11 protein-coding genes are annotated in these 14,083 nt (G+C 42.8%); 6 read left to right on the top strand and 5 right to left on the bottom strand.

The genetic code is table 11. The annotated features are described in order from the left end of the window. The first annotated feature begins 38 nt into the window (after nucleotides 1-38). Nucleotides 39-1,694: a L,D-transpeptidase family protein gene (locus tag ABJH64_RS12635; RefSeq protein ID WP_348277339.1), complete on the top strand. Its 1,656-nt coding sequence runs from the start codon at nucleotides 39-41 to the stop codon at nucleotides 1,692-1,694. On the opposite strand, the gene ABJH64_RS12630 is transcribed toward ABJH64_RS12635, so the two are convergent. Beyond that, complete coding sequence (locus ABJH64_RS12630) at nucleotides 1,674-2,363, bottom strand: murein L,D-transpeptidase catalytic domain family protein (protein ID WP_348277340.1); 690 nt, start codon at nucleotides 2,361-2,363, stop codon at nucleotides 1,674-1,676. The genes ABJH64_RS12635 and ABJH64_RS12630 overlap by 21 nt on opposite strands. Before the next feature lie 289 nt (nucleotides 2,364-2,652). Here ABJH64_RS12630 and ABJH64_RS12625 point away from each other — a divergent pair, with 289 nt between their 5' ends. Continuing rightward, nucleotides 2,653-3,063: a 6-carboxytetrahydropterin synthase gene (locus ABJH64_RS12625; protein ID WP_348277341.1), complete on the top strand. Its 411-nt coding sequence runs from the start codon at nucleotides 2,653-2,655 to the stop codon at nucleotides 3,061-3,063. Continuing rightward, nucleotides 3,023-3,727, top strand: coding sequence for a GTP cyclohydrolase I FolE (gene folE, locus ABJH64_RS12620; protein ID WP_348299433.1), 705 nt, complete (start codon nucleotides 3,023-3,025; stop codon nucleotides 3,725-3,727). The genes ABJH64_RS12625 and folE overlap by 41 nt, the downstream gene beginning before the upstream one ends. Before the next feature lie 145 nt (nucleotides 3,728-3,872). Here folE and ABJH64_RS12615 read toward each other — a convergent pair whose 3' ends face one another. The 4 genes from ABJH64_RS12615 to ABJH64_RS12600 form a co-directional block, all read right to left on the bottom strand. Next, nucleotides 3,873-4,706 carry a hypothetical protein gene (locus tag ABJH64_RS12615; protein ID WP_348274234.1) on the bottom strand — a complete coding sequence of 278 codons (834 nt, stop codon included), beginning with the start codon at nucleotides 4,704-4,706 and terminating at the stop codon, nucleotides 3,873-3,875. 2 nt (nucleotides 4,707-4,708) lie between these two features. After that, entirely contained in the window at nucleotides 4,709-5,659 is a 951-nt protein-coding gene (locus ABJH64_RS12610; RefSeq protein ID WP_348274233.1) for a Smr/MutS family protein, read from the bottom strand. Continuing rightward, nucleotides 5,659-6,954, bottom strand: a complete 1,296-nt coding sequence (locus ABJH64_RS12605; protein ID WP_348274232.1) for a deoxyribodipyrimidine photo-lyase — start codon at nucleotides 6,952-6,954, stop codon at nucleotides 5,659-5,661. The genes ABJH64_RS12610 and ABJH64_RS12605 overlap by 1 nt, the downstream gene beginning before the upstream one ends. Nucleotides 6,955-7,223: 269 nt before the next feature. After that, on the bottom strand, nucleotides 7,224-11,762 hold the full coding sequence (locus tag ABJH64_RS12600) for a translocation/assembly module TamB domain-containing protein (protein ID WP_348274231.1): 4,539 nt from the start codon (nucleotides 11,760-11,762) through the stop codon (nucleotides 7,224-7,226). A 77-nt stretch (nucleotides 11,763-11,839) separates the two neighbouring features. On the opposite strand from ABJH64_RS12600, the gene tsaD reads away from it, so the two are divergent. From tsaD to ABJH64_RS12585, 3 genes are read left to right on the top strand one after another with little or no spacing between them, the layout of a single operon-like run. Further along, nucleotides 11,840-12,853: a tRNA (adenosine(37)-N6)-threonylcarbamoyltransferase complex transferase subunit TsaD gene (gene tsaD, locus ABJH64_RS12595; protein ID WP_348274230.1), complete on the top strand. Its 1,014-nt coding sequence runs from the start codon at nucleotides 11,840-11,842 to the stop codon at nucleotides 12,851-12,853. Nucleotides 12,854-12,855: 2 nt separating this feature from the next. Continuing rightward, nucleotides 12,856-13,323, top strand: a complete 468-nt coding sequence (gene smpB / locus ABJH64_RS12590) for an SsrA-binding protein SmpB (protein WP_348274229.1) — start codon at nucleotides 12,856-12,858, stop codon at nucleotides 13,321-13,323. Then, nucleotides 13,286-14,083 carry a hypothetical protein gene (locus ABJH64_RS12585; protein ID WP_348274228.1) on the top strand — a complete coding sequence of 266 codons (798 nt, stop codon included), beginning with the start codon at nucleotides 13,286-13,288 and terminating at the stop codon, nucleotides 14,081-14,083. Before smpB ends, ABJH64_RS12585 begins: the two co-directional genes overlap by 38 nt.

Genomic DNA, 14,083 nt, shown 5'->3' with positions numbered 1-14,083 from the left:
AACTTTGACTAGTAAGAGGCTATACAAAAACGCCTTTTATGAACAAGAAGATAATTATTTCACTTTCAGCCATATTGCTTCTAGGAGTTGGATTGATTTGGTTTTTCAATCAGCGTAGGTCTGATATTTCGGATGAGTTGGAGACAGCTTTTAATGAGGGCAAAAATCCTGTGTTGGGAAGTTCTAGATTCTCTGAGGAAATCAGGAATTTTTACACCGAAAGAGAATACATGGAGGTTTGGTTGTTCAACGGGACACTATCCAAGCAAGGAAAGGCGCTATTGACCCAGATTGAAGAATCAAAATATGATGGTTTGCAGCCCGCAGATTATAATCTGGCCAAGATCTATGAATTGTCTATTGATCAAGATCAAGCGAACAAGAAATTCCGAAATCTTTCCGCTGATGAAAAAGTAACCTTGGAGCTTCTGCTTACTGATAGCTTCTTCGGTCTCGCACGTGATTTGGAAAATGGCAAGGTGAATCCAGCCAGTTTAGATAAGAATTGGAAGTTTGAAGCTAAGAAAACTAAGGTTGATTATTTGAGCCTTCTCGAAAAAGTAGCCAATGGAGGTTCCGTTGAGAAGACTTTAGCAACTCTTTATCCCACTACTGACTTGTATTCCCGAGGTAGAGAAGCAATAAAAAATCTGTATGAAATCAAGAAAAATGACACGCTAACCTGGGAGTTTGCTGCAGTGGATGGAGCAATAGAAGTAGGAGAGAAGCATGCTGCAATTCCTGCTTTGCGCAAGCGGTTGATTTTTTGGGATTTTCTGAAAAATGAACAGTTGGAAGACCCGACTTTATTTGATTCTGCGATGTACAGGGGGCTTCAGGATTATCAGGAATCAAATGGAATGAATCCTGACGGAGTGATTGGTACCTTAGTCGCAGAATCCTTGAATAAATCCCCACAAGATCTGATTGACATCGCTTCTATCAATATGGAAAGGCTTCGCTGGATGCCCGCACTGGATTGGAAAAAGGAAATGGTACTAGTGAATGTCGCCAACTATCAGCTTGACTATTTACAAAATTCGGATACGACATTCTCTGCCAAAGTAATCGTAGGTAAGGAATATAATGAGTCGCCGACCTTCACTGCACCCATGAGTTACATCGTTTTTAGCCCTTATTGGAATATTCCGGAGTCTATTACTAACGAGGAGATTATTCCATCATTGAGGAAAAACTCAAACTATCTCGCTGAGAAAAATATGGAAGTAGTCAATGGATCTGGCGAAGTAGTCAAAGCTACTCAAGTCAATCTCTCAAAAGATCAGGGTTACCGGGTGAGACAAAAGCCAGGCGGCGATAATTCGCTGGGTTTGGTGAAGTTTATGTTCCCAAACGAATACAATATCTACATTCATGATACTCCGGCAAGAAGCCTGTTTGAAAAAGAAACCAGAGCATTAAGCCATGGCTGTATTCGAATTCAGAATCCGGATCAGTTTGCGAAAATTCTCCTCAATAACAGCGACTGGGATGATGAAAAGATCCAAGCAGCTATGAATCAGCAAAATGAAGAAGTAGTTGAGCTAGATCGAGATATCCCGGTAGTTATTCTTTATATGACCTTTTGGGCAGATGCTGATGGAAAAGCAAACTTTAGATCTGACGTCTATAATCGGGATGCTGCGTTGTTGAAAGCTTTGCGAAGCAATAAATCAGGCCTTGATCAGGCTTGATTTATTGAGATAGTTTTCGTCCTTCCCAAAGATAAAAAGTAAGGATCCATCTTTGATTAGGTCTATAGCTTGCGCAGAAAGTTCACTTGGAAGTGCCGGGCAGCCCAAACTCCTGCCTAATCTTCCTACTGACTTCGCAAATTCTTCCCGAGCATAATCAGCCCCGTGAATCACAATGGCTCGGTTTCTTGCTTGGTCATTGAACCCTTTTTCCAATCCATCCAGCCTCAGCGAGTAGCCATGCTTCCCACTGTAAGTTTCTGCAGTTTTGTAGAAACCCAAGCTGCTTTTGAAGGATTCTGGTTGATTGGAGAAGTAATTTGCCATCAAATCACCGGAATTTCTACCATGGGAAACCACTGAATTTAGAAGGATTTCACCTTTCTCAGGATCTATGATCCACATGCGTTTAGCTGTGGAAGGAAGGCTGAAATCGATAACGGTAAGGACTTTTGAAGCTAACTTATCCTTCATTTTGCTCCATCCTTGAAAAGCCATCGTGAAAACTTCCTTGGACGGTAGCTCTCCTGTGCTGCTGTTTAGGCCTTCGTAAAGTGCTGAAACAGGATCGTGTGCAGTAATTGAACTTGGGTTGTATTCTTTGAAATCTGGATTGGGGAAAATTCCTATGAATAAAAGGAAGGTAATCGCAAGAGTTTGTGAAAGCATAAGCAATGGAGTGATCTGACAAATTTAGCTTGATGTTCTGTGAGTACAAACGAACTTGAAGTCAGTCTCTTATGATTTTGATCATAAAAGTTGTGAAATTTTTCAGGGAACCATACAAGATGAATCTAAGGTTTAGAGGTATTCAGGGTGATTTTAATACCTCTAGATAATTCTGTAATTTCGCGTTCCAAAATTTATCTTACTGTATTTCAGGTTGCTTGTAGTTCTGTAACAGTATAAAACTAAAATAATTCAAACAAAAGTTGAAAAGCCGCTGTTTCACCAACTCATGAAAGTATCAGTTTACAGAAAAGAACATTTCAACGCAGCACATCGACTACACAATCCTGAGTGGTCTGAGGAAAAGAACCAATTAGTATTTGGTAAGTGTAATAATCCTCACTTTCACGGTCACAATTACGAGTTGATCGTTAAGTTAAGAGGGGAAATCGACCCAAAGACGGGCTACGTATATGATATGAAATTGCTCTCAGATTTGATCAAGGAGCATGTGTTAAGGAAATTAGATCATAAAAATTTAAATCTGGATACCGATGAATTCAAAGAACTTAACCCAACCGCTGAGAACATTGCAGTGGTTATTTGGAATATTTTAAGGGAAAAAATTGATCGAAAATTCGAGTTAACAATTCGACTATATGAAACAGAAAGAAACTTTGTTGAATACGATGGGAATTAATATCGCTAGAGCATCTGCGGAAGACATCGGAGATGAACACGTGGGAACTTCCCTAGAAACACCCTTAAGAGAGGATGCTTTCGTGATGGATGATGAATTGAAAATCGAGTTGATCGAGAAACATTTCAGAGAGATCATGCATATCATGGGTCTGGATCTTACTGATGACAGCCTGAAGGGCACGCCACATCGTGTGGCAAAGATGTATGTCAAAGAGGTATTTAGCGGATTGGACCCAAAGAACAAGCCTGTCGCTAAGCTTTTCGAAAATAAATACAAGTACAGCGAAATGCTGGTGGAGAAGAATATCACCTTTTTTTCCCACTGTGAGCATCACTTTGTACCTATCCATGGCAAAGCTCACGTGGCATACATTTCCAATGGTTCAGTGATTGGGTTGTCCAAAATCAATCGTATCGTTCAGTATTTTTCACAAAGGCCTCAAGTGCAAGAGCGTCTGACCATGCAGATCGGAAATGAATTGATCGAAGCGCTGGGAACGGATGATGTCGCTGTAATTATGGACGCTGACCACATGTGTGTGAGTTCGAGAGGAGTGAAGGATACGAGCAGTTCTACGTTGACGTCTTTCTATTCAGGGAAGTTTGAGAAAGACGAACAAACTCGAAACGAATTCTTAAAATACATAAGTCTGGAGAGATAATTCTGAAGTACTAAACCAATTTTGAAACCGAGCCTAATCGCTCGGTTTTTTTATAAGCGTCTATTTTCAGTGCTTTAGTAACTAGCCTAGGAGAATTGAATCGTACTGATTTTTACCTGGCTATTCTGCACTTGACCTAGGAAGTTTACCCCAAAATTTTATCGAACAACTGATGTGCCTGAGTTTCGGCCTGGGAAGAAAGGCGGGTTTTCTGATCCTTGAGTTCCTTCAGCCATTCTAGGTATTTTTTACCTGCATCGGGTTTGTCCCGAAGAAAATGCGTGAGAGATTGCAGCGAAAGCTGATTCGAATACCAAGGTTTGAGATTATCCTTGAGTGCGGCGATTTCTTGGTGGATAGCCGGGATAAAAATTGAATTGAAGCCTAAGTGAATCAGCAGGTTTTCTAGCATGATGATCGTCCTCAGTCCGTCAAATGTGTCTTTTAGGGCCTTGCTATCCATAGTCCCTTTCTTGTCCAGTTGAAAAAAATCCAGTTCCTCTTGAATGAGCTGGTTGACTGCAGTATGAATCCCCAAGGGTTTGATGCCTCGGCTCGCTTTCATGGCTTTGTCATGGAAGTCATCCCAGCTTTTCAAGGTACTTCCGACGATCAAATCAAAAGCTTCGTTGTAGAGTTGCTTTTTATATTTATCCAGATGAATTCTGTAACCATTGAATTTGATCCCCAGCTTTTCTTCTCGATCATTCAGACTCTTTTCGGCTAGTTTGAAATGATGAATTTTGCGAAGGCTTCTCTTCAAATCCTTGAAATCTTTGAAGATGTTGAAATTCAAGCCTTCGATTTCAAAATGAACCTTGGCCATCAAGTCAGCATAGAGCTCCAGAAATTCCATTTTCCCGAGCAACTCTATTGCCTTTTTCGACTTTATCTGCTTACCCAAAGTCAAAAAAATAACTTTCGCCTCTTGCAGCTGTGACTCAAGAAGCTGAAAGACAGGGGATACTTTTGCCTGCATAGTTAGGAGATTCTGACCAGTGTCGCACCGTAGCCCCACTGATCCTTTTGTGTATCCTGAAAATACTTAATATTCTGGAGTTGACTGAGACGCTTGTGAATTTCTTTTCGCAGCACCCCATTGCCAATCCCATGAATGAAGGTGATCTCATCCATTCCCGAGACGATGGCTTGGTCGAGATTTCTTTCGAAAGCCTCCAACTGTACCCTTAGCATCTCCGAATTGCTCATTCCTTTGGGATCTGTGGCTAGTTTTTCAATGTGTAGATCTATAGATCGCGAAGGTTTTACGGCTTTTTGAGGTTCAGATTTTGGTCTGATTTCGTCTAGTTCCTGATTGAGTGCTCGTATGTCGAGTTCTTTGGTAGTTTGTTCTAGGTGAAAAATGTAAGCAGTTTTATCCAAGCGAGGTGCTTTAGACAGATGTTTGAAAAACTGCGTAGGTTTCATTTTCAACTGACGCTCGAAGGCAGGAATAGCTTTTTCCAGTGTATTATGAATGGGAATAAAACGTAGCAAAAAAGCAGGCCATTCGTCCATCTCCTTCAACAGTCGGTCGTCGAATTTCTTTGATTCTCCCGGATTCAATTTATCGGCGAGCAGGGTTCGTTGGTTTGTGCCATGGACTTCAGAAGCATGGGCGAGGTAGGCTTGCCGGCTGTCGTTGATTAGATAGAGGCTAAGGCTTTGGTCGTTGATAGGCAGAAAGGCGAGATATAATCCTTGATCCTTCGGGCCGGAAATCGGAAGTGCTGTATCGACTTCTTTTTCTTCTACCGGCTTTTCTCCAAAATGCTTCTTTTCAGCCTCATGAATCAGCACTAATTCCGACTTCAATGCAGGGATGATGAATCCATCCTCAATTTCTATTTGCATTCTACCACTAGAAGAGATTTTGCGGATAATTCCTTCTTCATTTCCATGTAGTAGCCTTACTCGGTCTCCAATATTCATTAATTCAGGGCTGATTTGTAGGTATCGATTGCACGTTGCCTTGCAAATTTATGATCTACGATCGGTTTTGGGTACTTATCTGAATTTATTTCAGGAATCCATTTTTTGATATACTTCCAGTTCTTGTCAAATTTTTCCTGCTGGGAACTTGGATTGAATACGCGGAAATAGGGTTGGGCGTCCGTTCCGGTGCCTGCAGCCCATTGCCAGCCGCCATTATTCGAGGCCAATTCATAGTCCAGGAGCTTCTCTGCAAAATAAGCCTCGCCCCAGCGCCAATCAATCAGCAGATGTTTGGTGAGGAAAGAAGCGACGACCATCCGAACGCGATTGTGCATGTATCCTGTTTGATTCAATTCGCGCATTCCAGCATCTACGATGGGATAACCGGTTTTTCCCTGACACCAAGCTTCGAATTCCTCTTCGTTATTTCTCCAAGGGATTTGGTCGTAGGCAGGTTTGAAGGCTTTGTCAACCACCTCAGGGGTGTAAGCCAAAATCATCATATAAAACTCTCGCCAGATCAGTTCATTGAGAAAAGTAGCGTTAAGCTCGGAAGCACGAAGGGCGAGTTTTCTGATAGAAATAGTACCAAAGCGTAGATGAATTCCCAGTCTGGAGGTGCCGTTTTTGGCGGGAAAATCTCGCGTTTGATCGTAATGGGCTATGGTATCCTCGTCTGCAGTTTTGGGAGGAGTAGAGATTTCAGTCTTGGTAAAACCAATGTCTTCTAACGAAGGAAGCTCGAATGCACTAGTCTCTAGAAGGTTTTTCCATTGCATGGGCTGATAATCAGGTACTTCTGAAGCGTTGAATTTGTCCAGCCATACTTTGCTAAATGGAGTGAAAACTTTGTAGAATTCACCTGATCCATTCAATATTTCTCCAGGCTCAAAAATTACTTGATCCTTATAGCAGTGAAATGGAATCTCTTTCTCTTCGAGGATCTTCTTGATTTTTTCATCCCTGCTTTTGGCATAAGGCTCATAATCTCGGTTGGTGAAGACAGCCTGAATGTCGTACTCGCTCATTAACTCCTTGTAAACGGCCTCAGGTTCCCCGTATTTCACCAGGATGGAAGATCCCTTTTTTTCTAATTCATGATGAAGTCTTGTCACGTGTTCGTGAATGAATTCTACTCTGGCGTCTGCTTTATTCTCCAGTTTATCCAGGATATTCCTGTCAAAAATAAATAGGGGCAACACCTGCTCACTTTCATTCAGTGCGGCAAACAAGCCATGATTATCTTCTATTCTGAGGTCTCTTCTGAACCAAAAAATGCTGATTTTTTTCATTGGTTTTTAGTAAGTGTAATAATGAAAGAAGGGGTATTGTTTAGAAAATTCCAATTATTTCCCACCTGAAAAGCAAAGAATTCATGGCGACTGTCAGCTTTTAGGATAATCATTTATGATTATCCGCATTTCTACCAGTAAGGTGGAATAAGCAATGTAGCAAATGTTAAACTTAAGAATTGAGGCCGCTTTGGTCATCGGTCTTCCAACCAGATAAGCAAGGAATATAAGGTGAGTGGCATTATTGCGGATATTCATATAATCATTTTTCAATTACCACTTTTAAAGCCCCCATCCTTCATAAATCTGATCTTGCGCTCCTGATCCAAAGAATCTAGCCTCTCTTCGATGTTGTCTAATTCGATGGGCGTCCATTCCTTATTTTCTAAATCATACCTCAAGAAATCATCTTGGTCGTTGATGATCAATTTGTCCTTTTTCTTACGGGTGATTTTGCTGAAAAGCTCAGAGAATGAATTGAAGGAGACGCTTTGGGAAACAGAAACTCCGTACGTGGAAACATTTTCGGAAAGAGATAAGGAGGTGAAGGTGTTGTAATTATTTCTGTTGAAAATCCGAATTCTATATACACCATCTTCGGTAAGTAAATATTCTGCCTGCCAATCTCCGATGATGGAAGAGGCGCTGGCATTGCCCTGATTGTTGGTGAATCCACCATCTCTAGAGACTCTAAGACGGCCATCCAAAAACGTGTAAGCTACGCTGAGTTGGAAGGTTTCGAGCGCATTTTGATCCAGACTAGCCACATCTAGATCTACTTCCAGGTTTTTATCCACCTGTCCCAGAAAGCTATTTAGTTGGGAAGAGAGCAACTGGCCCAAGCTGGAAGAAATGGTAGAAACACCGGAGAATTGACCTTCGGGCGAAAAGGAGCGCGTCATAATTACCGAGAATACCTGTCGGTTCATCTCCTGTTCGTCAGCAGCTATTTTGGTTTGGAAGGAAGAAATTGTCGTCTGGATTTCTCCACTGGAGGGGAATTCCGAGAAATCAAACCCAAAACTGATAGCAGGAGAAAGCAGCTCGCCATCCAAATTCAATAATACTTTCACGGGATATCTGCGACTGGAAGTCGAGCTCTGGTTGTCGGTAGTAGTGATATTAGCTAAGAGAGGCTGCAGGGACACGCTTTCGGTATATTCCGCTGAGATGTCCATGATGCCCTGATAGGGATCGCCATACCAGCTGATTCTACCGCCCGGTTTAATGCTGAATTGTTTTTTCAAGACATTATAAAGGGAGAAATTATACATCCCTTCCGTGATTTCGTAGGTGCCATTCAGGGTGAAATTACCCTGAGTATCCACATTCATCGTCAATACGCCACGGCCTCTACCTGAGATTCCTTCTTCTGTCTGCGGATCTATAATAATCTCAGCATACGCATCCGGGGTAAGATCTAGGACGAAATTCATCCTCACATTCTCGATTTCCAGTCGATTGACTTCCTCAGCGATTTGTTTGATACGAACAGTGTCTTGGATATTGATCATATGGATGTAATCTTCCTGAGCTTGAGTATTGCTACTACGAAGCGGGATATAGATCCTCGTGTTCGGCTCGCTGGTCACGCGCGCATTGATATCCATGTTTTTGGTGGTGCCGATTACCTCAGCCGTGCCGGAGACAAAAGCAGTTCCATAGAACGTCTCGTTGTCCTTGTCCGTCGTATTCATCACCTGTAGGTTATTCAGATTTGATCGGATGTCAAGACGTATATCCTTGAATCCCTGGTGATTAATTCCTCCTGTCAGTGTAGCTCTATTGCCATAGAGGTCATTCAGTACGAGTTGTTGAAGACTGACCTGGTTAGGTCTGAATAGTAAATTGCCATTTAGCAGATAGGTGGTTTTGAGGTAATTCACTGTCAGCCTCCCGTCGTTCAGCTTACCAATACCATCCACCTGAGGCGAAGCCATGGTTCCTCTCACATCAATGTTGCCAGCGATAGTTCCGCCCATATCGGAGAGGTAGTTGGATAGAAAAGGCTCCAAAATCACCAAACTAGCGTCATTCAGAATCGCCTCCATATTCAGCTCCTGATTCTCCATGAGCATGTAGCCACTCAAGTCTATCGTCTTTTTACCCTGATTTACGTTGGTGAGGGATAAATTCATTCGCCCGGATTCCAGCTCAGCGGTGGCGCTCATATCTCCAATCGGGAATTTATTGATTGCGAAATCGCTCAGGCTAAACTCCCCTTCCATGGATGCTTTCTCCAGCAAGTGCTCCACAGAAATCAGACCATTGGCAGTTCCATCAAAATCCTGAGGGAAAAGTGTATTGAGCAAGTCAATATTCACATTATTTACCGCGAGGCTAAGCTGATCATCAGGCTGAGCGCTAGCTTTTCCTTGTAGGGAAATGGATTGATTTTCGTTGAATAGCCTCAGACTATCTACTTGAATTAGGCCTGGAGTGATGGTGATAAGATTGAGGGAGTCAAATTTCCACTCACGGTCTAGCACTTTTAATGAGGAGGGCTCAAAGGCAAGTTGGGTATTCAGCGCTGAGAACCTAGCCGTGGCATTAACTCGGGCGGAACTTTGCGTGGAATCCTGGTCGAGCGTGAAATCAATATCCATTTCATCCCTGTCCCATATAGCTTCAAACCCGAAATTGGTGAACTCCAGGGAGCTGCCGAGTGCTTGAGTTTTGGAGAAAACATAGAAAGACGCCAAAATATCAGGGCTATTGATCAGTTTGGATGTGTTGAAGTCAATGTTGACCTGTTGGGCTGTGTTGTTTTTGTATTTTAATGTATCAATACTGGTGAAAAAATTGAAGACTGTATTTTCTTGAGTTTGGTAGAAAGCACCCTCTAATACCATATTTCTAGAGAGGCTAAGATTGGGTTCGAACAGCTGCACGATGGGGTTGATATGGATGAGTCGTAGGTTCAGATCTAGATTATAGTTTTCTGAAAAATTCCGCTCCAGATCAGCTATAGGCTGTTCCTCATTGAGAATAATAGCCACGTACTGCTGAAGCAAAATATCTAAATCCCTTCCCATTTGCTCCAAATTGAACTGTCCGGAAGCTGCCGCCACCAAGTAGTCAGAATTGATAGACATGGTACGAGTGCCTCCGGCAAAAAGCGACTGGAAGTTGAAATTTCCCACATCCAGAAACCGATCTTCGTAGCCTACTTTGATGTTTCTGAACCTGGCAATACCCTGAATGTCATCGAGTTCTATTCCTTTGACGTCTATGTCCAAATTGCCACTTATAAAGGTGGCTTTTTCGGTGAGGTTCAGCTGATCCAGAAATGCCGTGTCGATTTGCAGACTCATGCGGACAGAATCTGTGGATTCGCGGAGGTTCAATTCCCCGTTTGCATTGATCTTCAAGTTGGGGTCATTGATGGCTAGATTTCCCTTAAACAAATCCAGGCCGTAGGTAGCATCTGTTTTAATATTGCTATAAACATAACCCTGAACCCCGAACGCCGAAACATCCGCATCCACATCGATTAGGAGATTTTCCAGAGAGTTTCCTGTGGTATTTACCCTGCCTTTTAGTGTAAGTTTTTGTAACAAATCTCTGTTTTCAGCGATCACGCCCAGGTCAAGATTTTGTGTGGAAATATTGGAAACTGTCGTAGGCAGGCCATCCACTCTATCGAAATTCACACGCCCGGTGATATTTCCTATGGATGTTTTGAATTCTCCATTGGTATCGAACCTATTCAAATAGCCGGCAAAGTCTGCCGTTAGTCGGATGAGATTGAATTTATTGATTTGCTTGGAAATATCCGCTGGCAGATAAGGCGCTAAATCTCTCGCCAAAACCGTGGAGTTTTTAAGTGAAAGGTTGATGTAGGTATCTTCTATAGCAGGAAGCCCATCCAGTCTGAAGGCTCCGAAAATCGCGGTTTTTTCTCCCAGTCTGATCAGCAACTCGTCTGAGCGTAGATCCGATACCGGCCCAGACACAGTTCCTGAGAGGTATATTTCATCAGCTATATCGGGTAGTGCTGGCGCAAATAGCTTCAGGTCCCGAAGATCAATTTTAGTTTCATCGAGACTGGTGATAAGTACTACTTCTTCTACAAAATTGGCAAAAGCAGCTGGGGTAGCGTATTCAAAGCGCAGAAAGTTCTTGATATGACTATTGGTGGACTTGAGACTGAGTCTGTCAAATTCCAAAAACTCCCTGGCATAGGTTAGTTTGGTTTTAAGTTCCTTGATTTCCAGACCAGAAGTGAGCTCTTTTCCAGTAAGTATTTTAATATTAACGCCGATTTCCGGTCCGTCTAAGTAGAAATCAGTGGCGTTTAAGGTGATATCCGAAAAGCGGAGTTTGGTATAATCCAGTCCTTTGGTAATCGCGTCCGTGATCTCGTTCACCAGGAAAATTTCGGAATTTCGCAGCTCAACAGTATTGATCTGCAACTGAGTTGGACTGGAAGATTTGCTGGATGTGCTGAACATATTCGCCAGTTCATCTACCCAGATATTAATATTCATAGCAGAATCACCAGCATGGGTAAGCATATGGAGTTTGGCGTTTTCCATGCGTACGGCATTGATGGTAGTGGTGCCAGGTGGGATTAAAGCCAGCAATTCAAAGTCAGCATGGATTTTTTTGGCAGAGATCATCATACTATCCCGATGATCCAGGATGACCACGTCGTCTAATTCCAACGCATCCCACCAGGTAAGTTGAATTCGGCCGATGTTGGTAGTAAAAGTGGAGTTTTTGTTGAGAATGCCTGAAACTGTGCTGATTGCCTGATTTTGAACCCAAGGAATCTGCAGAGAAAGAGCCACAATTACGAAAAGCATGACTGAAGTAAAAACTATCCAAAGAAGTACCCGAAACGCTTTGTGCAAAAAATCCTTAACTTTCGCGTTCTTTTCCAATGGGTACCAACGATATTATTATTCTAGCAATTGAATCCTCGTGCGACGAGACTTCGGCAGCCGTAATAGCTGACGGCAAAGTACTTAATAATATTGTCGCCACGCAATCGGTTCACGAAAAATATGGGGGAGTGGTGCCCGAGCTTGCCTCGCGTGCCCATCAAGAAAACCTCATTCCGGTCGTTCAGGAGGCTATTTTGACTTCCGGGATTTCCAAAGATCAACTTTCAGCCATAGCTTTTACCCGAGGTCCAGGTCTGATGGGTTCCTTGCTGGTAGGAGTGAGCTTTGCTAAAGCTTTTGCTTTCGCCAGAAAAATTCCTTTGATCGAGGTGAATCACATGAACGCGCATATTTTGGCACATTTCATAGAAGATCCCAAACCCAGTTTTCCCTTTATTTGCCTGACAGTGAGCGGTGGGCACACGCAGTTGGTGCTGGTGAGGAGTCATCTGGAAATGGAAGTGATCGGGGAGACGCAAGACGATGCGGTGGGAGAGGCATTTGACAAAACTGCAAAGCTCTTGGGTTTGCCGTATCCCGGAGGTCCGCTTATTGACAACTATGCCAAAGAAGGAAACCCTAAAGCATTCCAATTCCCTATCACCCGAATGCCCGAATTGAATTACTCCTTTAGCGGCATCAAAACCGCAGTGCTTTATTTTCTTAGGGATCAGTTGAAAGAAAATCCAAAGTTTATCGAGGAGAATTTGGCAGACCTTTGCGCTAGCATACAGTATTCACTGGTGGAAATGCTACTCATCAAACTGAAAGCAGCGGTGAAAAAATACGGCGTTAAGGAAATCGCTATTGCCGGCGGAGTTTCCGCCAATTCAGGTTTGAGAGATACGCTGACATTGCTGGCTGCACAAAAAGGATGGAACCTGTACATCCCAAAATTCGAATACTGCACTGACAACGCCGCCATGATTGCCATGGCCGCACATTATAAATACCTGAAAGGTGAATTCTCCACTATGGATGTGACACCGCTCGCAAAAATGAAAATCTAAGCATGGCTAAGGAAAATAAGTTTGACAAAGTCATCAACCTCAAAAATAGAAAAGCTCGATTCCAGTTTGAGTTCATCGATACCTACGTAGCTGGAATGGTACTGAAAGGCACAGAGATCAAATCGATCCGGGAGTCTAAGGTGTCTCTTACAGAATCTTTTTGTGTTTTTTTGGATGGAGAGCTTTATGTACGTCAGCTCCACATTGCGCCATATTCTATGGCGGCAAGCTACAATCATGTGGCGATCAGAGACAGAAAGTTGCTGCTGAGCAAAAGAGAACTGGAAAAACTCGAAACTAAGTCGCAGGAAAAGGGTTTGACTATTATTCCTGTTCGTATATTTATCAACGACCGAGGCATGGCAAAAATGGAAATTGCGCTAGGTAGAGGTAAAAAATCACACGACAAAAGACAGGACCTGAAGGAAAAAGATGCGAAAAGAGAAATCCAGCGAATGGCCTTTGATTGATGCTTTTGGGATCTGCAGGCAGACAATTCTCCCCCTATATCGCAGACCTACTTTTGACTCCGCTTTAGTCACGCAGTTGCTTTTCGGAGAATGCTATCAGACGATAGCGATGACTTCAGATCAGCAATGGTTTAAGGTTTTCCATGAAGACACCGGTTTGCAAGGCTGGATCACGACGCAGACCTTAAAAGAAATTCCCAAATCAGATTACCACAAATTCCTCAATACTGATTTTCAAATAGTCAGTAGCCCCATCGCAGCCATAGAATATCAAGGAACCAATCTTTATCTCCTTCCCGGGAGCAGGTTACATTTTTCTGATTTGGAGTTGTTCAATTGGAAGGACCACATTGGTTTTACCGGTTCTGTACGTAGTCATGCGGTGAAGTCGGATAGGGAGGAGTTGATCGAGATTGCGGTCAAATACGTAAATGCGCCTTATCAGGCTGGAGGGAGAAGTATTTTTGGGCTGGATGAGATTCAGGGGTTTGAGTTGATCTTTACTATTGCAGGCTATTCCTGGCTTTCCGGGCAATTACCAGGTAGAAAAATTGACCCTGAATTGGTTTTGCCGGGTGATTTGATGGTTTTCAAGGAGCTGGGAAAAAAGCATACGAAATACGCACTCTACCTAGGGGCTGAAGAAGTAATGTGGATGGATAATCGGATCAGGGTTTCGGACCTTAGTGAATGGGAATATCTCATCTGGAGCAGTAAGGATGATCAGGTAGAAGTAGAAACACGATCAATCATCAGTTAA

The organism is Algoriphagus sp. (assembly GCF_039969895.1).
Taxonomy (GTDB): Bacteria; Bacteroidota; Bacteroidia; order Cytophagales; family Cyclobacteriaceae; genus Algoriphagus.
Note: the sequence above shows the minus strand (reverse complement) of the source record. Positions and strands in the feature narration are given on the sequence as shown.

Excerpts from the sequence above, each read along its gene's own strand:
- ABJH64_RS12635 (WP_348277339.1), top strand. The coding sequence starts at position 39 with ATGAACAAGAAGATAATTATTTCACTTTCAGCCATATTGCTTCTAGGA.
- ABJH64_RS12630 (WP_348277340.1), bottom strand. The coding sequence starts at position 2,363 with ATGCTTTCACAAACTCTTGCGATTACCTTCCTTTTATTCATAGGAATT.
- ABJH64_RS12625 (WP_348277341.1), top strand. The coding sequence starts at position 2,653 with ATGAAAGTATCAGTTTACAGAAAAGAACATTTCAACGCAGCACATCGA.
- folE (WP_348299433.1), top strand. The coding sequence starts at position 3,023 with ATGAAACAGAAAGAAACTTTGTTGAATACGATGGGAATTAATATCGCT.
- ABJH64_RS12615 (WP_348274234.1), bottom strand. The coding sequence starts at position 4,706 with ATGCAGGCAAAAGTATCCCCTGTCTTTCAGCTTCTTGAGTCACAGCTG.
- ABJH64_RS12610 (WP_348274233.1), bottom strand. The coding sequence starts at position 5,659 with ATGAATATTGGAGACCGAGTAAGGCTACTACATGGAAATGAAGAAGGA.
- ABJH64_RS12605 (WP_348274232.1), bottom strand. The coding sequence starts at position 6,954 with ATGAAAAAAATCAGCATTTTTTGGTTCAGAAGAGACCTCAGAATAGAA.
- ABJH64_RS12600 (WP_348274231.1), bottom strand. The coding sequence starts at position 11,762 with ATGCTTTTCGTAATTGTGGCTCTTTCTCTGCAGATTCCTTGGGTTCAA.
- tsaD (WP_348274230.1), top strand. The coding sequence starts at position 11,840 with ATGGGTACCAACGATATTATTATTCTAGCAATTGAATCCTCGTGCGAC.
- smpB (WP_348274229.1), top strand. The coding sequence starts at position 12,856 with ATGGCTAAGGAAAATAAGTTTGACAAAGTCATCAACCTCAAAAATAGA.
- ABJH64_RS12585 (WP_348274228.1), top strand. The coding sequence starts at position 13,286 with ATGCGAAAAGAGAAATCCAGCGAATGGCCTTTGATTGATGCTTTTGGG.